18 protein-coding genes are annotated in these 21,831 nt (G+C 56.3%); 4 read left to right on the top strand and 14 right to left on the bottom strand.

Annotation, left to right across the window (positions count from 1 at the left end; all coding sequences use genetic code 11):
• Positions 1 to 204: 204 nt before the first annotated feature.
• Complete coding sequence (locus K7H09_RS11795; RefSeq protein ID WP_230804751.1) at positions 205 to 381, top strand: hypothetical protein; 177 nt, start codon at positions 205 to 207, stop codon at positions 379 to 381.
• 500 nt (positions 382 to 881) lie between these two features.
• Here the strand turns inward: K7H09_RS11795 and K7H09_RS11790 are convergent, their stop codons facing one another.
• From K7H09_RS11790 to K7H09_RS11780, 3 genes are read right to left on the bottom strand one after another with little or no spacing between them, the layout of a single operon-like run.
• Entirely contained in the window at positions 882 to 1,982 is a 1,101-nt protein-coding gene (locus K7H09_RS11790; protein ID WP_138799634.1) for an alkene reductase, read from the bottom strand.
• Positions 1,983 to 1,992: 10 nt separating this feature from the next.
• The gene (locus tag K7H09_RS11785; protein ID WP_138799635.1) at positions 1,993 to 3,012 is read right to left on the bottom strand and encodes an alcohol dehydrogenase catalytic domain-containing protein; all 1,020 of its coding nucleotides are present in this window, start codon (positions 3,010 to 3,012) and stop codon (positions 1,993 to 1,995) included.
• A 12-nt stretch (positions 3,013 to 3,024) separates the two neighbouring features.
• Positions 3,025 to 3,654 carry an NADPH-dependent F420 reductase gene (locus tag K7H09_RS11780; protein WP_230804742.1) on the bottom strand — a complete coding sequence of 210 codons (630 nt, stop codon included), beginning with the start codon at positions 3,652 to 3,654 and terminating at the stop codon, positions 3,025 to 3,027.
• A 213-nt stretch (positions 3,655 to 3,867) separates the two neighbouring features.
• Between K7H09_RS11780 and K7H09_RS11775 the strand changes: the two genes are divergently transcribed.
• Positions 3,868 to 4,227: a winged helix-turn-helix transcriptional regulator gene (locus K7H09_RS11775; protein ID WP_138799637.1), complete on the top strand. Its 360-nt coding sequence runs from the start codon at positions 3,868 to 3,870 to the stop codon at positions 4,225 to 4,227.
• An 847-nt stretch (positions 4,228 to 5,074) separates the two neighbouring features.
• On the opposite strand, the gene K7H09_RS11770 is transcribed toward K7H09_RS11775, so the two are convergent.
• From K7H09_RS11770 to K7H09_RS11750, 5 genes are all read right to left on the bottom strand, one after another.
• Positions 5,075 to 6,226: an alpha/beta hydrolase gene (locus K7H09_RS11770; RefSeq protein ID WP_230804740.1), complete on the bottom strand. Its 1,152-nt coding sequence runs from the start codon at positions 6,224 to 6,226 to the stop codon at positions 5,075 to 5,077.
• Between the two features lie 130 nt (positions 6,227 to 6,356).
• Positions 6,357 to 6,782, bottom strand: a complete 426-nt coding sequence (locus K7H09_RS11765; protein WP_039858846.1) for a Rid family hydrolase — start codon at positions 6,780 to 6,782, stop codon at positions 6,357 to 6,359.
• A gap of 49 nt (positions 6,783 to 6,831) precedes the next feature.
• Positions 6,832 to 8,196: an ATP-binding protein gene (locus K7H09_RS11760; protein WP_022519825.1), complete on the bottom strand. Its 1,365-nt coding sequence runs from the start codon at positions 8,194 to 8,196 to the stop codon at positions 6,832 to 6,834.
• Complete coding sequence (locus K7H09_RS11755) at positions 8,165 to 8,851, bottom strand: response regulator transcription factor (protein WP_009286853.1); 687 nt, start codon at positions 8,849 to 8,851, stop codon at positions 8,165 to 8,167. Before K7H09_RS11755 ends, K7H09_RS11760 begins: the two co-directional genes overlap by 32 nt.
• On the bottom strand, positions 8,851 to 9,666 hold the full coding sequence (locus K7H09_RS11750; RefSeq protein WP_230804738.1) for a MipA/OmpV family protein: 816 nt from the start codon (positions 9,664 to 9,666) through the stop codon (positions 8,851 to 8,853). The genes K7H09_RS11755 and K7H09_RS11750 overlap by 1 nt, the downstream gene beginning before the upstream one ends.
• 213 nt (positions 9,667 to 9,879) lie before the next feature.
• Between K7H09_RS11750 and K7H09_RS11745 the strand changes: the two genes are divergently transcribed.
• Positions 9,880 to 11,001 (top strand): efflux RND transporter periplasmic adaptor subunit, encoded by a 1,122-nt coding sequence (locus tag K7H09_RS11745; protein WP_230804736.1) that lies wholly within the window; start codon positions 9,880 to 9,882, stop codon positions 10,999 to 11,001.
• Positions 10,998 to 14,054: an efflux RND transporter permease subunit gene (locus K7H09_RS11740; protein ID WP_230804734.1), complete on the top strand. Its 3,057-nt coding sequence runs from the start codon at positions 10,998 to 11,000 to the stop codon at positions 14,052 to 14,054. Before K7H09_RS11745 ends, K7H09_RS11740 begins: the two co-directional genes overlap by 4 nt.
• A 101-nt stretch (positions 14,055 to 14,155) precedes the next feature.
• On the opposite strand, the gene K7H09_RS11735 is transcribed toward K7H09_RS11740, so the two are convergent.
• The 6 genes from K7H09_RS11735 to K7H09_RS11710 form a co-directional block, all read right to left on the bottom strand.
• Positions 14,156 to 15,292, bottom strand: coding sequence for an MFS transporter (locus K7H09_RS11735; protein ID WP_230804732.1), 1,137 nt, complete (start codon positions 15,290 to 15,292; stop codon positions 14,156 to 14,158).
• Positions 15,285 to 16,037 carry a DeoR/GlpR family DNA-binding transcription regulator gene (locus tag K7H09_RS11730; RefSeq protein WP_230804731.1) on the bottom strand — a complete coding sequence of 251 codons (753 nt, stop codon included), beginning with the start codon at positions 16,035 to 16,037 and terminating at the stop codon, positions 15,285 to 15,287. Before K7H09_RS11730 ends, K7H09_RS11735 begins: the two co-directional genes overlap by 8 nt.
• 191 nt (positions 16,038 to 16,228) lie before the next feature.
• Complete coding sequence (locus K7H09_RS11725; RefSeq protein ID WP_230804730.1) at positions 16,229 to 17,167, bottom strand: XdhC family protein; 939 nt, start codon at positions 17,165 to 17,167, stop codon at positions 16,229 to 16,231.
• Between the two features lie 31 nt (positions 17,168 to 17,198).
• On the bottom strand, positions 17,199 to 19,313 hold the full coding sequence (locus K7H09_RS11720) for a xanthine dehydrogenase family protein molybdopterin-binding subunit (protein ID WP_230804729.1): 2,115 nt from the start codon (positions 19,311 to 19,313) through the stop codon (positions 17,199 to 17,201).
• Positions 19,314 to 19,411: 98 nt separating this feature from the next.
• Positions 19,412 to 19,861: a (2Fe-2S)-binding protein gene (locus tag K7H09_RS11715; RefSeq protein ID WP_230804728.1), complete on the bottom strand. Its 450-nt coding sequence runs from the start codon at positions 19,859 to 19,861 to the stop codon at positions 19,412 to 19,414.
• Between the two features lie 1,000 nt (positions 19,862 to 20,861).
• Positions 20,862 to 21,560 carry a substrate-binding periplasmic protein gene (locus tag K7H09_RS11710; RefSeq protein ID WP_230804727.1) on the bottom strand — a complete coding sequence of 233 codons (699 nt, stop codon included), beginning with the start codon at positions 21,558 to 21,560 and terminating at the stop codon, positions 20,862 to 20,864.
• Between the last annotated feature and the right edge of the window lie 271 nt (positions 21,561 to 21,831).

Raw genomic sequence — 21,831 nt, 5'->3', positions numbered from 1 at the left:
AGGCAAGAAACAAAGAGTATTTGGCATTCTGATCCGTTCATTTTAAATCTATCATTCATGTGCTGATGAAGCGACTAGAAAACCAAGCCTTATTCTCTAAAAGAGCTAATTAGCTAACATGTAGGAAGTTGGAGAGAAAGCGAGCCATGAGTTTCTTTTTCAGCTCAGTAGGTTGAATGGCTAGTTAAACGTAAGGAGTAAATCATGAAGCTTTTAAATGCGGCCTTAATCATTGCATTAATTCTTTCTTCAGGCGCAGCACTCGCTGAAAGAGGCTCGGGTGAAGATAACGGGGTTGTTTATTCTGAATCGAAATCTACAGGTGCAGACAGCGGAACACGGGATGTTCCGGCCTCCCAGGTACTTGCTGACAACCCTTGAACGAACCTAATAGGGGCGGTTGTAGGTAGTGTGTTCTAAAGTGACTTAAAGTCATTGAAACTACTCGGTGGCATGTAGATTTAAATTTCTCACATGTCACTGGGTTTATTGAGAGATGGCTAATTATTTAAGGATAAGGAGTGAATTATGAAGATTTCAAAAGCAGCCTAAATTTTTACCTTGGTGCTTTTCTAAGGTGTAGCATCCGTTGAGAGAGGTTCCGGTGAAGGTAAAGAGATTGCTTATCTCGAGTTAATGTCTTCGCAGCAAGCGAAAGTTTTTTTTATCATCTGATGCGCTGGTTATAAAATTTAAAGCGAACTATTGATTTTGATATGGAAAATAAACGGGCGAGCCTAGTGATCCTAGGCTCGCCCGTTTATTTTCAGACTTCTATTTGATTCAATAGGATTGAGGTTTTACGCTACCTTTCTCGTTTGTGTGATGAATGGCGGCCAACGCATGGGCTTGCCGTGTCCAATCCATCACCGAATCGACCATCACGTTTCACGTGGGTAATCCACATATCCGGCCGCGCCACCTCCATACCAGGTTTCTCGTGAGGGCACGGGCGCGAGTGGAACACCACGCTGTAGTCGCTCGACAAGGTCAGGGTTAGATAAATAGAGTCCCCCAAACGCTGCTGCATCTGCGGTACCTGACGCAATCACCCCCTCAGCTCTAGCCTTGTCCAGCCCGCCATTGGCAATTATGGAGCCATCGAAGAACGGGCGGAAATGTCTGGCGGTTCCTTCGTTCAACGCCTCGGCCGGCGTTCCGGTCAAATCCTCGGGCGACTCCTGGAGCTGGAGATAGGCGATCTTCAATGCGGAAACCCGGGATACAAGGCGCTCGTACGTCGGCAGCGTTGCCGCCGTGGGCTGCAGGTCTCCCATACCAACCGCTGGACTCAGCTTCAAACCAACTCTTCCCGGGCGCCATTCAGAAATCATGGCCTCCAGAACCTCTAGGGGAAAGCGGATCCGATTCTCGACACTTCCACCGTATTCATCATCACGAAGATTAAACTTGTCACTCAGGAATTGAGGAATCAGAAAGCCGACGGTTCCATGCAGTTCGACACCGTCGAACCCTGCCTGCTGAGCGAGACGGGTCGCGCGAGCATAATCCTCAATCGTACGTTCTATATCCCCGAGCGTCATCGCTCCTGGCGTGGTCGTTTGCTGAAAGCTGCCAGCAAACACCTGGTGATTCAGGTTCACCGCTGAAGGCGCTAGAGGTAACGCACCGCCAAGCAAGTCTGGATGCGAGGCCGCGCCGCAATGCCCAAGTTGCACGAAGATCCGACCACCGGCCTCATGAACCGCCTCGGTTACCGGCTTCCAGCCCTCCATCTGTTTGTCGTTGAAGAGGCCGGGCACATCGACTGCACCGACTGCCTCGCGGCTCGGCCAAGTTCCTTCGCTGAGGATCAGCCCGGCTGACGCCCGTTGCTTGTAATACTCGACCTGCAGCGGGATCGGGATCAGTTCGGGATTGCTGGTTCGCGCCCGTGACATGGAAGCCATGATGATGCGATTTTGCAGTTCGACCTCGCCGAGTTTGACCGGATTGAACAATATGCTGTCGTGGTTATTCATTAGATTTTCCTCAGAATTTCAGGATAATGTTGCCGCTCTTACCCGGTGCCGTTACCGCGTTGATCGCCTTGTCGAGCTCTTTCAGAGTGAACTCGCTGCTGCCGCCGAACACGTTCTTCTGGGCTAGGCCGACCTCGATCGCAGCACGCATGTCGGCATCGCGTTCTTTCGGTGTTGTGTCGTCCTGCCAGGTCAGAATGGTCGTACCGGTCACGGTAAGCGCCTTATGCGAATAGAGCGTCATATCCGACGGTGCGTCTGCGAGGGTGCCGTACAATACGACGCGCCCCTTGGTGGCTAGGAGGCGAGATAGGTCAGTCAGCATCGGGCCGCCAACCCCATCCACAGCTAGTGCAATATCGCCACGCGCCACGTTGCGCACCTCGTACTGCCACCCCTCGGCATTGGTGCTGATCACATGGCCGCCGGGCAGGATGCCTCGGAGCAAATCCGCGCTCTTTGGTTCGCGCACTAGGCGGATCGGTTCTAACCCTTCTTGCAATGCAAAAATCGTAATGAGCTTACCCACTGCCGAGTTTGCGGCTGACTGAAGAATGAGACGCGGCCTTGGCGACATATCTCGCAAGCCGAGACGGAGCACTTGGCGTGCGATGATGGTGTTGATAATGACCTGAGTCGACACGTCGTCCGAGAGCTCGCCCGGCAGCGCGACGAGCGACGTCACCGGTACGGCCGCATAACTCTGCCAGGCACCCGGAGCAAAGAAGGCGACCCGCATTCCAGGGGCAAGTCCTGTCCCTTCCAGCGCGCCTGGCGCGGCCTTCTCAATGATCCCAGCGGCTTCAAACCCTGGGACGCGGCCACTGGGAAGCGGCTCGGATGGATTCGAATAACGTGCCGCGATCAGTTGCAAATCCCCCGGATGAATCATGCTGCGGGTGACCCTGACGAGTACCTCACCGGCGCCGAGGGGCTGGTCAAAAGTCGCATCTTCGACCTGGAGTACTTCGTTGGGATCGCCGTAGCGGTATTGGATGATGCGCTGTCCTGTACGTTTTTGAGTGTCCATATCATTGCCTTGCTATCGTTCGCCATTGAAGGCAGGAAAGGAACGCGGTGCAGGCCAAGGCAGGAAAAAGTCATGGCCAGCAAGCGGTGCGCCCACCGCCTGTATGCGTCCGCCTTGGCGCAGGGTTCCCAGGTCGATTGGGGCAAAACCGAAACTCTCGAAGAGATCCGCGACTTCAGTCTTCGCAGCACTGTCGTCGCCCGAGACGAACATCACCCGACGAAAGTCGCCAGAGGTGGGATCCAGTTCGAAGTTCGTCATGAAGAGCGAGTTCATCGCCTTGACGACACGCGCCCCAGGCGTGAGTGATGCGACCATCTCGCTGGAGCTTCCGTCACCAAAGTCGACGAGCCCCCCATCCTCGAAGCCATTGGTGGCATCGATCAATATCTGTCCATGCCATGTGGGCAGCGATCCCAGAGCCGCATCGACTCCCGGCCAGGGCACCGCAAGCAGTACCATCGGATTCTCGACCGCATCCTCAGGCGTGACGGCGTTCGCCAACGGCCCGAGATCATCTACCAGAGCAGCCAGCTTGTCTGGGCCGCGACGACTGCTGAGGACGACGGTGTGCCCGGCTCCTATCGCCTTGCGGGCGAACGCCTGAGCCACTTGACCCGCGCCAATGATGCCGATGTTCATGTTTCCACCTCTCATGGTTAGATCCGTCAATGCGGTTTTGATGTGCCTAACGACGAGCTACCGAGCTGGAGAACCCGAACAGAAGCTGGATGGTCGCGTCGGGTTTTTCTTCAGCGATGAAGTGGCCGCTGTCGTTCATGTTGACGTAAGCACTGTAGGTCGGGCAGTATACTTAATACAAGTATGCACCTTTTGGTAAGTAGGGAGATCGAAATGAAAACAGCCAATATTATTCCTCCGTTTACGTGTGGTCTGGACGCCACATTTCGCGTAATAGGAGGTAAGTGGAAGCCGCTGATCCTCTTTTTCCTGCATGATGGATCGAAGCGTTATGGCGAGCTGAAGCGCTGCGTTCGGGGGGTTAGCGACAAGATGCTCATCCAGCAGCTCAAAGAGCTGGAATCCGATGGTGTCGTATCAAGAACCGATCACAAGGAGATCCCGCCGCGCGTGGACTATGCTCTGACGTCAAGCGGTCGGAGCCTCTCACGCGCTCTGGTTCCGCTGTGCGAATGGGGAACAGAGAATTCGGACATGATCGCTTCAGCTCTCGCCAAGCGTGGAGAAGCCTGATTGCAGATCAAAAAATGGCATGTTGTCTAACATATCGTTCTTCATTCGACGCCGTTTCCAACGCCACCGAGCGTGGTGGCACGATATTCAGCGTCACCGTATGGCGCCCGTCCAGCCGCCGAATGCTGTCCGTGTTGACAGACTCGTTCAGGTCGGCCAGCGCGGAAAGCGGTAGCACCGACGTGCGAATAGCCCATTAAGCTCTGATGCCCACATGTTAGGCATTCTTTACGAGACCGGATATACGCTAGCAGTCGACTGTGCCGCTATGACCTTCTGTGCTTGTAGACGAGGAGGAGTCCATATACACGCTGCTTATTTCTGCCAGCAAGTATTATCGGGGGCTGCTTTTCTCAGAGCCTGCGGCCAAGTCGTTATTAATGATTAATTCGTCATTTGATATTCAGCACAGCAATTAAGAAGTGGATTAGGCCAACAAAAATATAACTAAAAGAGCCCCTACGCCTGCCACTCCTATTGTATTGGTGCACTCTAGTATCTCATCCTCAATATCACTCAGTAGCCAAGCTGTAGTGCTTTTTGATTTTATTTTGGAAAAGATTAAGGCCGTAGTGCTAGCTTCAACGCTGAAGACGGCAATGACGCTTTCAATTGATCCAGCATTAAGAAGCATCAGCAGTTAACGTTATTGTAATGCGTAAAGCAAAGCACTGTGAATGGCTTAGTGCTCCAGGGGATTCCGGGAACCAAATATTTGAGAATGACGTTTTCTCTTTCATGTATAGCGTTACAAAAAAATGCTTGGATAGTGAAAGTATAGATATAACCATTTTATTGCACCTATTCTCCATGAGCCCCGAAAAGCTCAGTCGGGGAGGGACGTCGATTAGTCTCCTGTTACCTCGCGAATACCATCGAGGAGGTCGTAAAAATAGGGATTCCAGGTCAGGCGAGCGTGGTATTTTTCCGCGTCGCTCTGACCCCATGCGCCGAACCACAGGGCATCCGGGTCGTCGGGCGGCGCGAGGCCATCCTGGCCGTTTTCCAGCATGAGGTAGCTACCCGCTTGACCGTAATAGGTATTCTCGGGCGCAAACAGCACATTCATGTGGGAAAAGTTGCTGATTCGCCGGTCGGGAAGGTGGCTGGTAAAGGCGGTGACGCGGGGGTCGTCAAGGTGCTGTGGTGGATCGCCGTACCAGATGAAGCGCGATTGTTGGTTGGGAAAGCGGTTTTGAAAGGCAATGAGCGTCGCGTTGGGGTCAAGGACACTATCATGTTGACTCATCGTCATCAGGACAGGTTTATTAAAGTGTGAGGTTTTGAGATTTTTTTGCACGGTACTGACCGAGTGATAATAGAGCGAGGCCCCTCGCGCAGGAAATGATTGGTAAGTGACGATATTGTCTTCATCATCGATATCGAGCCAGTCCCATAAATAGGCAATGGTCGGGGCGAGAAATAGATAGTGGGTATCGGGGTAAAATCCAGGAGAAAACAGCAGCAGGCCATCGACATTGTCGTCTGTGAACGCATGAGAGGTGACCAGGTTACCTCCGGTTGAGAAACCGCCAAGCCAAAGTTCATCGACCTCGGCTGCCAGCAGTTTGGCGTGATGGGCAATTATTTTTTCCCAATCATCATTATCAGGCAGCATAAGATCGGCAGGGCGTGTGCCGTGGCCAGGCAGAAGAATGGAGCGAACCAGCCAGCCGTCATTCGCCATGGCGGTGGCGATATCGATGAAATACCACGGGCTTGCGCCCAGTCCATGAACTAACAGGATACCGCGTTTCGCCGGTTTATCAGGGCGGAGTTCGAACGGCGTATTGAGCTCTATTTCAAGGTCACGATCTTCGCTGATGAAAGCGCGGTTATCCGCAATCCATGCACGTGTATCGTGCACATATTGGTCGAAACTCTCCTGATCATAGCGAGGCAGATTTTCTGAGGGTTGAAAACCAGGGAAATCTGGCGGCACGGCGCAGGAAGTCAGCAGAAAGAGTGTGAAAAGTAGAACGCTAAGGCGGCTAATCATGGAACCCTCTCTGTCGGTGCTTGCCTCTAACAGAGAGTCACAAATGTGCTCCCTCTTACTTAGAATGGTCGGGCAGGCGGGCTATGTAGTGTTTAACAAGCAGCGTTATTATTTCGACTGTTACGGTTATTTAACTGTTTAAGGCAAACCCCGGCAGCACTGCCTCGGCCTCGATAGCGATTAACCATTCTGGTTCGGCAAGGCCGTACACAATCAACCAAGTAGCAGCCGGCGGGGCGGTGGGGAAACGATGCTTCAGCGCCTCCATTACCACTTGCTGGTCGTAGCGAGCGGATTCGGCTAAGTAGATTCTCAACATCACCACCCGCAAGAGATCGCCGCCGAGGCTTGATAGCAATCGTTCGATATTGTTCAGCGCTGCTTCGGTCTGCTCGGGAAGTTCAGGGCCCGCTAAATGGCCTTCGGCATCGACCCCTACCTGGCTGGACATCAGCACCCGGGAGCCTCCCTGAACTAATACGGCTTGGCTGTGACCTTCGATCAAGGTATCGGGCAGGTTGGGCGGATTTAGGGGCTTGCGTCTTAAAATTTGCATGACCACCTCGTTGATAAGTGATGTAGGGCGCTGTTTGCAGGGATTAACCCTAGGCTTCTTTGCGTAGCGTCATGATCAACCCGGGATGGGCGTTGTGAGCCGAAAGCACCCAGCCGTGTGCCATGGCGATTTCCTGGCAGATGGCCAGCCCCAAACCAGCACCATGGTCGCGTCGATGTGCACCTCGCCAGAAACGAGAGAACAGCAGAGACAGCTGTTCAGGCTCGACGCCAGACCCTCGGTCACGCACGGTTATCGTATTGCTCTGGATTTCCATGCTGACGAGAGTCTGCGCGGGGGCATGCTGGATGGCGTTCTCCAGCAAGTTCTTGAGCAGAGTGAAGCATGCCCCGTGATCAGCCTTCCATGTCACCCCTTGATCCGCGGCAAGCACCGTTAAATGCACGTCGGCGGACTCCGCCATGCGTTGCAAGTAGATGGAAGCTTCGTGGGCGATGTCGTGCATTCGAACAACGCTAAACTGGTAGTTGTGCGCCTCGCTCGCTTCGGCCAGAAGTAGCAGTTGTTGCACCTGGCGGGTCATGTACTCGACATCGCTCAATAGCGCCTTGCGGTCATTTCGCCCTTCCTCGAGCAACTCAACCTGCCCGCGGATCAGCGCCAGGGGCGTTTTTAACTCGTGGGCCGCGTGGCCGAGAAACTCCTGCTGCAGGCGATAACCCCGCTCAAGGCGTTCCAGAGCGTGATTGAAGCTATGTACCAGCGGGGCAATTTCCACAGGCACGGCGTCCGTATCGAGCCGGGCGTCTATAGAGCGCGGCGAGATAGCCGCCGCCGATTTGGAAACATCGCGCAGAGGCTTGAGGGTTAAGCGCAAGGTAATGTAGGCGCATAGACCGAAGGCAACGAACATGACAAAGCCAAACACCAGTACGCCCGCTGCCACCAGTGGAAAGGCGACGAGATAGAGGACATCAACGAATCTTGAACTGGCGACGAACTGCAGATACCACGTTCTTTCACCATGCTCAAAGGGCTCCGTGGCACCGTAGAAAGTTCTGTCGTCATACTCAAAGGAAAAGGTGCCCCGCGCCAAACGTAGAACCTCGCCGTCGGCTGGCCAGAAAGCTTCTCTGGCACTCGAGGTCACCGCCACGTTCCCGGCATCATCCAGAATACGGTACGCCGTTTCGGGTTGTGGGCCTTCGTATAGCCAAGCGCGGTCGTCCATGCTGGCGTCGAAACCAACGGGCCGGCCACGACTGTCGAACTCGACATTGTCCACCAGCCCATCGGCCGCGTCGGCCATATCCATACGAGGCAGTAGATCGCTCTGAAGCACCACTGCTGCGGCAATTACCAGCAGTGTGATACTCAGCACCATACCTGCCAAATAGGCCAGCAGCACCTTCAGCCTCAGGCTATTGAGCGTCATCCGCTTGACGAAGCGCATATCCCATCCCTCTCACGTTGGCGATCCGCTGGCGCGAACCGATGGCAAGCAGCTTGCGGCGTAAACGGTGCAGGGCGACATCCAAGGCGTTCGGCGTCACCGCCTCGCTTAGCCCCCAGGCCGCTGCTTCCAGCGCGCTGCGGCGAACTACCTCATCGTGCTTATATAACAGCAACTGCATGATGTGCAGCTCCGCCGGGGCGAGGGTAATGCTCTTGTCGCCGCTAAACAGAACGCCGCTTTCCGTATGCAGCCTCAGGTCGCCGTGAATGGGGTCGATTGAATGGAATTCCGCAGGGCGGCGTAGCAAGGCACGGACACGTGCCACCATCTCATCCATGGCAAACGGCTTGGGGAGGTAGTCGTCGGCACCGGCTTCGAGGCCTTCTAGCCTGTCATGCAGCGCATCGCGAGCCGTTAACACCAGGCAGGGCACGCTAAGGCCCGCGTTGCGCAACTTCTTGAGCAATAGCAGCCCATCGCCATCCGGCAAGCCACGATCGAGTACCAGTGCCTGGTAGGGCATCTGCTGAACGGCAGCCCAAGCCGAATCGATGCGGTCGACCACATCAACGCCGATACCGGCGTCCACCAGCCCTTTGCACATCAAGTGGGCTAGCCGGTCATGATCCTCGATCAGTAGTATGCGGCTCATCAGAATGTATAAAGATAGCCAACTAACACGGCGTTTTGGGTCGAACGATCCACCAGTGGGCTATCTTTGATTTCGTTCGCCAGGCTCGTGACCTCAACACCTAACAGCACAGAGTGATGCTGGTCAAACTGGTACACGCCGCGCACCCCCGCCTCGATATTGGTAGCCGACTCTCCCTTATAGGCGGGGCGATCGAAGCGAACCTCATTATCGCGAACGCCGAAGTAGTAATCGACGTTCTTGTCGTCCTGCCAGGACGCCCCCACGTGTGGGGTTACCATTATATGTTCGCCGAATTCCCACGTTCTCTCCAGGCCAAGATCGAAGCGATGTCCGTCGCTGTTGCCGGAGACGTCGGTGAGCCATTCGGCACTAACATCAACGAAGTCGGTCTCCCATTCCATTTTGGCCCCCGCCCAAAATCCGCCCTTGCGCTCACGCATGCCGTTGAGAATCGGGGCATCGCCTGGCTCGTAGCCGCTCTCATCGTACTGGGCGACGATGCCGAAATTGAGCTGTTGTGAGTCGTTGATGACAAGACTCGGCAGTTTAAATTCGATTTCTGATCCGAAGACACTAATGTACCGGTTTTCGATCAGGAACAAGGGAAATGGGGTGTTTTCCCTGTCGATACCGGCATAGGGATCCTGTTCGCTTATTGCGCCTACGCCCAATCCCCAAGTGGTTTCGTCTGAGTCCTCTTCGTCGGCGAACGCCAACGGAGAGACAATAACAAGACCACCGATACATGCGGCTGTCGCCAATTTTATAGTGATGAGGCGGCCGTTCAGTAATAGCGACTGATGATAACTCATGGTGGCACTCCTAGCATGGTTTGAAAGTGAGAGTGGTATGAAAGTGCCATCATCAGGAGCGCTATCTTACGCGTTTCTTACTGGTGCCGGATTTATTTAAAACGTGACGTCAGTAAGAAATGAGAAAGGAAGGCAGGCCGATAGTGGTTCAACTGAAATTCTTGGATTTTCTTTTTCATCAATGAATTGAACCCTTTGAAGCAGGCCTGGATTATGCCATTTCCAAAACGAAAAAGTTGTTTCGGCATTATGATTGTCGTGATTGCTAGCGCTGCCGCGCTGGCATGTATGCAGGCGGTGTCGTCGGAAAGTGATGCCGTCGCCGAACCGACGGCGCAGCCCTCACTATCAGTCAACGTGACGACATTAGAACCTCAGACGCTTCCGACGACGATTGCGGCCAATGGTGATATCGCTGCGTGGCAGGAGATCATTATCGGTACCGAGATCGGTGGCCTGAGGCTGGTAGACGTCACGGTAGACGTGGGTGATGAGGTCACAGAAGGGCAGGTGCTGGCCGTTTATAACGACTCGACGGTGCGCGCAGAGCTGGCTAGGAGTCGCGCCGCCGTGGCAGAAGCCGAGGCGACGCTTGCGGAAGCAACGGCCAACGCCCAGCGTGCCCGAAGTTTGAAAACCACCGGCTCGCTTTCAGAGCAGCAAATTCAGCAATACGAAACCGCCGAACTTACCGCCCGTGCGCGGCTAGGCGTTGCGCAAGCGCAGCATGAAGCCCAAGAGCTACGCTTGGCTCAGACGCAGGTGGTCGCCCCGGACGACGGTTTGATTACCTCCCGCACGGCCACTGTTGGTGCTGTCACCGGCACTGATCAGGAGCTGTTCCGGTTGACGCGCCATGGTCGCCTGGAGTGGCGGGCAGAGGTCGCCGCGTCCGATCTGAATGAGCTGCGACCGGGCCAGACTGCCAGGGTCACCGTGCCCGGTGGATATGAGCTCGAAGGGCGCTTGCGCACCATTGCGCCGCTAGTGGACACCGCTACACGCAATGGGCTGGTTTATGTCGACCTACCGTTAAGCGACATCGCTCGGTCGGGAATGTTTGCACGGGGTGAATTTGAACTGGGCAGCCGCCAAGTGATGACGCTTCCCCGTGCCGCGGTGCAACTACGCGACGGCTTTGGCTATGTACATCGCGTCAGCGGTGAAGGCCAGATAACGGAGCAGAAAGTTGCCTTGGGCCAGCACACGGAGGATCGAATCGAAATTCTCTCCGGCCTTGAACCTGGCGCCTTGGTGGTCGCCTCGGGCGGTGCTTTTCTTGGCAACGGTGATCAGGTGCGGGTGGTTGAGACCGACGCCGAGGAGGGGGTATGACGCTGAATACCTCATCCTGGGCGATTCGCAACCCTATTCCGGTTGTTCTGCTCTTCATCCTATTGACCTTCTGGGGGCTCATCTCCTTCCGAGGCTTGTTTATTCAGGACTTGCCGGATGTACAGCTGCCCCTCGTAGAGGTATCCGCCTCGTTGCCGGGGGCGGCTCCCGCCTTAATGGAGAACGAGGTTGCCCGCAAGATCGAGGACTCCATCGCTACCGTCTCCGGCGTCAAAAACATCTCTACAACGCTGACGGATGGCAATGCCGACATTGCTATTGAATTCAGACTGGAAAAGTCCTTGCAAGAGGCTCTGGAGGATGTGCGCGACGCTGTTGCTCGCATCCGCTCGGATCTACCCGCCGACCTGCGTGATCCAGTGATTCGGAAGGGTGAGTTTTTCAGTGAGCCGATTGTACGCTACGCGGTGAGCTCCTCCGATCTAGACGATGAGGCACTCTCCTGGTTCGTCGATGACAAAATGACCAAGGCCGTCTTGTCGGTGCCAGGCGTTGGCTCGGTTCGGCGTATCGGCGGGGTCGATCGCGAAGTCCGCGTGGCATTGGATCCGAACCGCCTGCTGGCGATGAACACGACAGCGTTGGATATCTCACACCAGCTGCGCCAGGCGCAGTTGGAGGCGCCCGGTGGGCGCGTGGATGTCGGCGGCGCCGAACAGGCCGTGCGCATCATCGCCAACGCTGAATCCGCAGCTGAGCTTGCGACGATGGAGCTGGCACTCAGCGACGGTCGGCGTATTCGCCTTGATGAGGTGGCGACGGTTACCGATACCGTGGCCGAGCGGCGCTCGATGGCATTGCTTGATGGCGCGCCCGTCGTCGGCGTCGAGATGACCCGTGCCGAGGGGTACGGCGAGGTAGATGTGGCCGAGGGGGTGCAGGCTGCTGTTGCCGACTTGCAGGCGCAATATCCCCATGTCGAGGTCGAAGAAGCCTTCAATTTTGTTGGGCCGGTGCTGGAGAACTACCAGGGCTCCATGCACATGCTATTCGAGGGGATGGCGCTGGCGGTGCTGGTGGTGTTCTGCTTCCTGCGCAATTGGCGGGCCACGCTGATTGCGGCGGTCACACTGCCACTGTCGATCATCCCCACCTTCGCTTTCATGCACCTGATGGGCTTCTCGCTCAATGTGGTGACGTTGCTGGCGCTCTCGCTGGTGATCGGGGTGCTGGTGGACGATGCCATTGTCGAGATTGAGAATATCGAACGGCACCTGCTAATGGGCAAGCCCCCGCGCCGGGCCGCCATGGACGCGGCGGCGGAAATTGGCCTGGCCGTTGTCGCTACCACCTTTACATTGATTGCCGTTTTTCTGCCCACAGCCTTTATGAGCGGCACCGTCGGGCAATTCTTCGTTCAGTTCGGTTGGACGGCCTCGGTAGCGGTGCTGTTTTCGCTGCTGGTGGCGCGCCTTCTCACGCCCATGCTGGCTGCGTATCTGCTGCGCAAACCACAACATCCCTCGCGCGATCCAACGTGGATTAACGTCTATCTTGTCGTCGCCCGTTGGTGCCTGTGCCACCGTAAGACCACGCTCCTCGCGGCGGCGGCCTGCTTTGCAGGAGGTATCTGGCTGGCCTCGACCCTGCCGGGAACCTTCATACCCCCCGATGATAATTCCCAGACGCAGGCGACGCTCACCTTGCCGCCCGGTAGCACCTTGTCTGAAGCGGAGGCGCTTGCCGAGCAGGCACGCTCACGACTGGTGACGCAACGGCATGTAGTCAGCGTTTTTGCGGCCATCGGTGAGAACTCCGGCAGCAGTGACTCTGATGTGACCTCTGTGGAACTGACCGTTGGTTTGGCGGATCGCGCAACCCGCGCGGGCGTTACGCAGCAAGACATAGAGCAGCAGTTACGTATTGCACTCGCCACGCTTCCCGGCGTGCGAACTCGCGTAGGTGATGAGGGGGATGGCTATGAGTTGGTGCTCGCCGGTGAGGATAGCCGGGTGCTTGAACTGCATGCTCGCCAAGTCGAGCGGGAGATGCGCGCCATTCCGGGCATCGGCGCGGTGAGTTCGACGGCCAGCCTGGTCAGGCCTGAGCTCATTGTACGCCCTGATTTTGCCCGCGCCGCCGACCTTGGGGTCTCGGCTCAGGCCATCGCCGATACGCTGCGCATCGCGACCGTGGGCGATAACGCCGAGGATCTTCCTAAGTTGAATTTCAGCTCGCGTCAGGTGCCGGTGATGGTTCGGCTGGCGGATGCCGCGCGGGAGGATATGGCGACCCTTAAACGGCTGCCTGTGCCTGGTGTTAATGGGAGGAGGGTGCCACTCGAGAGTGTTGCCTCCTTCGAGTGGAGCAGCGGCCCTTCGGAAATCACCCGGCATGACCGTCTGCGCAACGTCAATTTCGAGGTGAGCCTACAAGGGCAGCCTTTGGGAGAAATCGAACAGGCCGTGCAGGCACTGCCCAGTTTACGTCAGTTGCCACGCGGCGTGTTTCAGACACCAGAAGGCGATGCAGAGGAAATGGAGGAGCTTGCCTCAAGCTTCGGGATTGCCATGCTGACCGGCGTGCTGTGTATCTATATGTTGCTGGTGCTGCTGCTCAAGGATTTCATGCAGCCGGTCACTATTCTGGTGGCGCTGTTGCTCTCCGTACCTGGGGCTTTCCTGGCGCTGTTCCTCACGCAGACGCCCGTGTCGCTGCCCGCCATGATCGGGTTGATCATGCTGATGGGCATCGCCACCAAGAACTCAATCCTGTTGGTGGACTACATCATCATCGCCCGTCGGGTGCATGGGTTGGAACGTGTGGACGCCATTGTTGATGCCTGCAAAAAACGTGTCCGGCCCATCGTGATGACCACCATTGCCATGGGGGCGGGCATGATGCCGATCGCCCTAGGATGGGCTGGCGATCCCAGCTTCCGGGCCCCCATGGCCTTTGTGGTCATTGGTGGGCTGATCACGTCGACGCTATTGAGCCTGCTGGTTATTCCTGTCTTTTACAGCTATGTAGATGACCTTGTGAATTGGCTGCGTCATTGTGTGAAGCGAAGCACATACACAATGGGCACCTAAGTACGGCTTTTAATCGGATAGCTTGGTATTAATTCCTTGAATGAGGGTCGTTGCCCGTAATTGCGCTTAATTGCCGACTAGCGCTCGCAGGACAGCATCTACTAGAAGCGCTCAAGAGATGGTGCAATGAATACGATGAACAGCGCCAGAAGGCCAAGTATCCCGAAGGCATAGTGCAGCGTGACAAAGTGGGCGGTAAAGCCGATCAACGGCGGCCCGAGCAGCATGCCGCCATAGCCCAAGGTCGCCACGCTGGCGATAGCGATACCGGGGGGGGTATCGGGATCGTTGGCAGCACGGGAAAAGGCCAGGGGCATGATGAGTGCGTAGCCAATACCGAGGAAGAAAAAACCAAGTAGTGCTGCCATGAAATTGGCGGGAAGTACGGCAAGCAGTATGCCAATAGAGGCCGAACACCCTGCGAAGCGTGCGGCGGACGCCGGGCCTAACCGGGAAATTACGCTGCCGCCGATCAAACGCATGATGACCATTGCCAGCGAGAATACGGCGTATCCTATCGCTCCCTGGGCCGTGGTCGCCGAGGTGACGGTGACCAGAAACAGAGCACTCCAATCGGCAATGGCGCCTTCGCCCAGAGAGGCGCAAAGGGCGATGATGCCGACCCAAAGTAGCACCCCATGGGGTAACGGAAAGCGCTTCGCACCCGCCGCGCGCGGCCTCGTTTCAGACTGCCAGCCGATGCTGCCCAGCAAAATCGTGCTTACGTACATTGTGATGCCGATGAGCGAAAAGTGCGTAAGCAGCGACAGTTCCAGGCTGACTGCCATATAGCCCGCAGCGGCACCGACTCCCGCCCCCAAACTCCACATGGCATGAAACGAGGACATGACCGGCTTTGCGATGAAACGCTCCGCCTCGCCGGCCCAACTGTTCATGGTGACATCCATGGCACCATGGCCGGCACCGAAGAGAAACAGCGCAGCAGCCGTCAACCAGAGATTGAAAGCGCAAGCGATCATCACTAAGGCAAGGGTATAGGCGACCGCAATGGCGAGTGTCGCGCGCGCGGCGCCAAAAGTATCCGACGCCCTGCCAGCCAGCGGAAACGAAATCAGAGCGCCGGAAGCAAGCACGAGCAGCAGTAGGCCGAGCCAGCCGCCATCCAGGTTGTGGTGCTCCGCCACCGTGGGAATGCGCGAAGCCCAGGTACCGAACAGGCCACCGTTGAGAAAGAACATGGCGGCGACAGCGAGCCAGACGCGTCGAGGACTAGGCATGCACAACCTCCATGGCTGAGCGACCAAACTCCTTCACTTCTACCGCCTCTGCATCAGTGATCAGGCAATCAATATCTTCGATAGCGACTGCTCTATGCCGTGCGCGTCGTCCAATTTTCTCACGTGAAGCCAGCACCAGGGTGCTTTTCGCCGCCCGGGACATGGCGTGTTTGAGATGCGCCTCCTGCAGGTCGTCAGCACTGAGTCCAAATTCAGCATCAAGACCGCAGACACCAAGTACGGCGATGTCCGCATAGAGGTTGGAAGCGGCAAGCAGTGCAGTGTCACCGACATTGACGCCGCCGCGCACGCCCAGCTGTCCTCCCAGCATAAAGACTTCGACGCCATTTTTCTGGCATGCCACCGCGACCCAGGGGGAGGGTGTCATCACCAGCAGCCTGGGTTTCGGTTGTAGTCTCTCGGCGAGCGCGAGTACTGTAGCTCCGCCATCAAGCAGTAGGGTGTCAGCGTGGTTAATTAAGCTCAAAGCTCGGTCGGCGATGGCATCAATGGACGGTGACTGGCCCGGAACCCGATACTGCAAGGGAGGTGAAGCTGGCGCAGTAGCAACCGCTCCACCTCGAACCCGTTGTGCTTTGCCCTGTTGTTCAAGTGCAATGATGTCTCGGCGAATGGTGTCCAACGACACTTCGAACTCAACCGCAAGGTCTTGCGCGATCAGCTGTTCGCCAATGGCAAGCTTGGCTAATAACTGCTGCTGCCGGGTTTCGGGAACGTTAAGCATTATATCTCCTATGCGTAATTTTGCATTTATTTGCATTATTGTGCATTTTTTAGCATTTTTATGCATGGAGTGCTAGGGGCTCGAATAGCATTATTTGCCGTGAGGAGAGCATACAGCTTTCCAGATTTGGCTAAGAGAGAGCATTTAATGCCATATTGGCCAAAGGTCTGTACTTTGAGTTCAGCATCCCGTCACGTTGATATAAATGGAAACCTCACCTTGAGTTGATAGGCTGCCACGATCTCAGCGAGTACAGACACGGCAAGCATCGACGCATCACGCATGGAGGGAATCAACCCAACGGGGCCATGGATTCGACGGATTTGTTTCTGGGTAAAACCGATTGTCTGAAGACTCTCACAGCGTCGCGCATGCGTTGAAGTGCTGCCAACGGCGCCGATATAAAAAGCTGAACCCTTTAGGGCTTGGGCTAGGAGCTTTTCCTCCCAATCGATATCATGGAAAGCGAGCAGAAATGCTGTCCATGGATCATCGTCCATCTTCGGCAGCGTTGATGGAAGGGTAAGTAGTGTGACTTTTTCTATGCCTAAAAGCTGAGCATCTTGAGCTTCGGCATCATCGCCGAGTTGCAGCTCGGTTTGTATACCGCTTGCCATCGCAAGTCGGGCAAGCGCCAGAATATCGGCGCCGCGCCCGGCTATGCGCATGCGGAGCTTGGGTATGTACTGAAAAGAAAGAGCGCCTGGGGTGGTCAGATGTTCCAATACTAGCGAACCAGATTGAGAAAGCGTGATCGATACCGGCTGGCGCGAGGCGAGCTGATCATGGCAGGCACGCAGAACACTGGTCTGGGCGTTGGGCAGTACGCAAACGTCAATGGCCCCACCGCAGGGTAGCGGCAAATCGATGAACGGTGAGCCCTTGCCGTACCTCAGGCGCTTGATCCGCCCCGTGCTAAGCGCTTGCCGCGCATGATGGGCCACATCCGCGTCGATGCACCCGCCTGAAATGTAGCCGCAACGATCACCAGAGGCAGACACGGCCATCAGGGCGCCCGGCATGCGCACGGCGCCACCTTCCGTCGCGGTTACGATGACCAGTGCCGCCTTGCTTTTGCTGCGCCAGTCGAGCCACTGTCCAAGGACATCCTGTGCGTGTTCCAGATACATAGTAGGCCTCGTCAATCTGTGGTCAGCTGCTTTAACCCTGAACATGATCGGTAAGCGGCAGGTGGCGAATTCGTTGCTGCGTAGCGGCAAACAGCGCGTTGGCTAGCGCCGGGGCAAGGGGAGGAATGCCCGGCTCACCTACGCCACCTAGCGGCGAGCCGATATCGACGATGCTCACCGCTACCTTTGGCGCTTCCCCGATGCGCAGTAAGGGATAGTCGTGAAAGTTCGACTGCTCGGCGTGGCCGTCACGGATCGTCACCTTCTGCCCTGTGGCGGCTCCGAGCGCATCGATGACGGCGCCCTGCAGTTGCGCTTCCACCTGGCCCGGATTAATCGCGCGTCCGCAGTCGATAGCGGCATGGACACGTTCCACTTGAATGCCTTCATCGTCAGCCCGAGCCTCGACTACCTGGGCAACATAGGAGCCGTAGCTTTCTACCACGGCCAAGCCGCGCGAGATTCCCTCTGCCGCAGGCTCTTGCCAATGCGACATCTCGGCGACCCGGTCGAGGACGGCCAGCATCCTCGCCTGATCGGTGCAGTGGCTTCTGCGAAACTCCAGCGGATCGCGGCCCGCTGCCGCCGCGCATTCGTCCATAAAGCTTTCGAAGAAGAAGCCGTTGAAGGAGTGAGCGATCGAACGCCAGGGGCAAAGCGGGATCGGCAGGTCGACCACGGCATGATCCACGACAAAATTGGGGATGACGTAGCGCATGTCTGACAGCCCTGCGAGCGAGAAGGGATCGAAGTTGGCGAGATTGCCCGTCGACTGTGCCCGCTGCTCTGGATCAATGCCGTATTCGCGGCCCATTTGCGGCCCGGCAACGCGTATGCGCATGCCGGTGATCTGGCCGGCCTCGTTCAGAACCGCCCGGAAACGACACATCATCGTCTGGCGATACTGGCCCTGCTGAACGTCATCTTCGCGCGCCCATAGCACCTTGACCGGCCGACCATCGACAGCGCGGCTGGCGAGTGCTGCCTGAAGGGCGATCTCGCCGTGGGTCTTGCGCCCAAAGCCGCCGCCCAAATAGGTGGTATTGATGAAAAACCGGTCAGCTGGTACCTGCATCGCATTTTCGAGCGTCATGCGCACGACGTCCTGGCCCTGGGTGCCGATCCATAGTTCTGTTCGTTCCTCGGTGGACTCTGCCGTGCAGTTGATCGGTTCCATGCTGGCATGAGTCAGAAGCGGCACCGAGTATTCGGCCTCGACGACCTGGCCGTCTTCCGACAGGGTTGCCTCAGCCTCGCCACGCAGCGTGGTGATAGGGACATCGGTTCGATCCAGTCCCTGGCGGAGCATTGCATTTATCTCATCGGTGGAAAGCGTGTCCGCCGATGTTCGTGTGAAGGCGATCTCCAGGGCGTTGGCGGCCTGCTTGGCCTGCCACCAAGAGTCGGCAACCACTACTACGCCGCGCGGCACGCGAACCACGGCGACAACGCCCGGTATCCCGGATACGCTGCTCTCATCGAATGTCTCGACGTCGGCGGAAAAGACCGGGGCGAGTCGGACGGCGCCATACAGCATGCCTTCGCGCTCGACGTCTATCCCATATACGGCTTTGCCTGTCACCTTTGCTGGGGTATCGAGTCGCGCTACCTTGCGCCCGGTCAGCGTGCGTTCGCTATCGGGTCGCAGGGTCGGCTCCTCGGGCATCGGCAGCGCCATGGCGTCTTCCACCAGGTCACCGAAGGGAATCCTTCGGCCGCTGTCGGCGTGAACAATGAAGCCGTTCTCGGCGTGCAAGGCCGCCGCTGCTACGTCCAGCCGCTCCGCCGCCGCATGGGTCAGCATTTCCCGCGCCTGGGCGGCCGCGTGGCGCAGCGGGTCGTGCCAGAAACGGATGCCGAACGAGCCCACAGAGCGCATCTGGCCGATGAAGGGGATTCTGTAGGCGTCGGAGAGCTGATTCGGCATGCCGACAGTAATGCGCGACCAATCGGCGCCCAGCTCCTCGGCGAGAATCTGGGCCTGGCCCGTATGGATGCCCTGGCCCATTTCGCTGGTGGGTAGCAGGAAGGTCACTTGGCCGCTCGTGTCGATGCGGATATAAGCATGCGAAAGGCGGGGATCCTCTTTCTCTTGTGCCCAAACCGTGGGGAGACGAAGGGGAATGATGAGCGCGGCGCCCGCCACTATGGTGCCGCCTAGAAAGGCGCGACGGCTAAAGGATATATGATCTGTTTTCATTGCTGGCCTGTACTTTCCATAAGCTTTTAGGTAACACAGCGCGGTTAGCTTTCGCCGACACGGTGTATGGCCGCTCGGATGCGCACATAGGTGCCGCAGCGGCAAAGGTTGCCGCTCATTGCGTCATCAATCTGTGCATCGCTAGGGCTCGGAGTGCGTGCCAGAAGCGCAGCGGCACTCATGATCTGACCCGACTGGCAGTAGCCGCATTGCGGGACATCCAGTTCCACCCAGGCCTGCTGGACGGGGTGCGAGCCATCTTCGGACAACCCTTCGATCGTGGTGACGGTTCTGCCTTCGGCGCCAGATAACGGGAAAACACAGGCACGCACCGGCTCGCCATCCACATGCAGCATGCAGGCACCGCATTGCGCGATGCCGCAACCGAACTTGGTGCCGGTGAGTTTCAGTTGTTCCCGGATCACCCAGAGAAGCGGTGTACCTGGCTCGGCGGTCACGTCTACCGCACGTCCGTTGATCGTAAATGCTGTCATGGGTGTTTCTCCTTGGCCTCGTTTCGGGCCGTAACATGGCAGGGTTGTTGGCTCTTCTCGATTGCCTTAGAGGCAGCAGTTGGCTTCGGCCAAGGCTGCGTTATCTTTTTTAACAACTTGATGGAGACAATACTTGCCAGCACCTACGCAAACCTTGCCTTTTCCTGCAGGGGCGATGAAGGCCTTCGACATCATGCTAAGTTCAACCTGAATGCGGCAGGGAAATAGATAGATTCGCTCTATTGGTCGATTCTGACGTCATACGCGAGTTTCAGCTTTACGGCGGAGGTTAGGGCAATGTACGAGGCCAAACATGTAGTCGTCGTTGATGATAATAAGGATATACGGGATTTGGTGCGGGAGTATCTCGAGCAGCAAGGTCACAAGGTCAGCGTTGCTGAAAGGGGGGGCGGCTACAGCCTATGTACTGAGGTTATTTTCGAATGATCCGTCTTTGGAGAAAGAGCCTGGCTATACAATTCATCGGGCTGACGCTCGCAGCATTGATCGTCTCACAGGCAATTACCTTCCTCATATCCTCGGATGAGTACACCAAGAAGTTCGACGCTGAGGCGAAAGCGGAATTTATCAGCCGAGCATCATCCGTGACCCGCCATATGGAATCGCTACCACCTTCCTTGAGGGAGCAGGCGCTGCGTGCGAGCGAAGGCAGCTATATACGATACTGGTTAAGGGAAGCTTGTGGACATCAGAACCACTGATGTCGATTGGGTTTACCACACTCATGCTTGCTTTGATCGGCGCCTTCATCGCGAGCCGCATCGCGCGACCACTGCGAAACCTGGCAACATCCGCTAGTGTAGACTTCTGATACCTAAAAAATTTCCAGCGTTGCCAACGCAGGATTCATTGCCCACAACTCCCCACACGCCAAAAATTGACAGCGAATGCGCCAACAGGCTACCAATGACGTCTGGGCCGAAGCGCCATCGGTGGGGAAGCAGATTATACTTTGCTCAAGTTGGTGTGGCGCTGAACACTAGCGAGAGCTAACGCCCACCATGGCTGCCGCCTCATTAGTAGAGACATATCGCGCCAATAGGGACTCAAGCTGGCCGTTTAGATGCAGTTCTTCGATGATGCGCAACCAGTTAGCCGCATGAGATGCTGAAAACCGCTGTTTACCGAGCATCAGCGAGACGGTAGTGGGAGGTGCAGGTGACACATCAAGTATTCGGATAGGGATGGGAGCTTCACCCTTAGAGAAAAACAACCGGTAAATTTGCGGTACACTCAACGTCGCATCCACTTGCCCATTAAGCAGGGCCGTGACGGTTTCTGCATAGTCGTCATAAAACTGCACTCTACCAAGTGATTCCAACTCTGATAACTGATAGTTGAAATAACTGCTATAACCGCCACCTGTTGTGCGTGCTATCGTGGCGTCGCCTGCCAGCTTGAACTCTTCCATATCTGCCACGTTGGGCAGCCTGTCTGCATTAACCAGTAACAAGAAGTTAATTTCAAAATAGGGAATAAACCAGGCAAAAGACTCACGATGGGGCTCGCGGTGGGCACTGGTAAACAGGTCGATTTCACCACGTTCGACCATGTCAAATGCATCGTTGCGGGCAATGGGGACAGTTATGAATGTGCAATGGGTGATATCGCTTAATAGTGCAAACAGATCCTGATCCGCACCCTGACCGTTGTGATACATGATACCTGCATTGGTCATTCCGACCCTTACCGGATTGTTCTTGCAGCCATACGGGTCGAGTTCATTAGCTAGGGCTGGAACACTGCTCGCTATCCATATCGCAACGTAAAAGAAAATTAGCCGCACAAGGGATGCCCTCAAAAATATCACATCAAAAAAAGTGTTCACAAGCTCAGAAAATTGACTGAATATAGTTTATTTTAACAAAGTTGTTATTGAGTTGGACTCAAAATAATTCCGACCACAAGATTACTTCAAGCTTAAAAGGGCGCCCTTGACGGAGCAGCGG

The organism is Halomonas sp. IOP_14, assembly GCF_021021315.1.
Classification (GTDB): Bacteria; Pseudomonadota; Gammaproteobacteria; order Pseudomonadales; family Halomonadaceae; genus Vreelandella; species Vreelandella titanicae.
The sequence above is the reverse complement of the archived record's forward strand: the minus strand, read 5'-3'. Positions and strand labels throughout refer to the sequence as shown.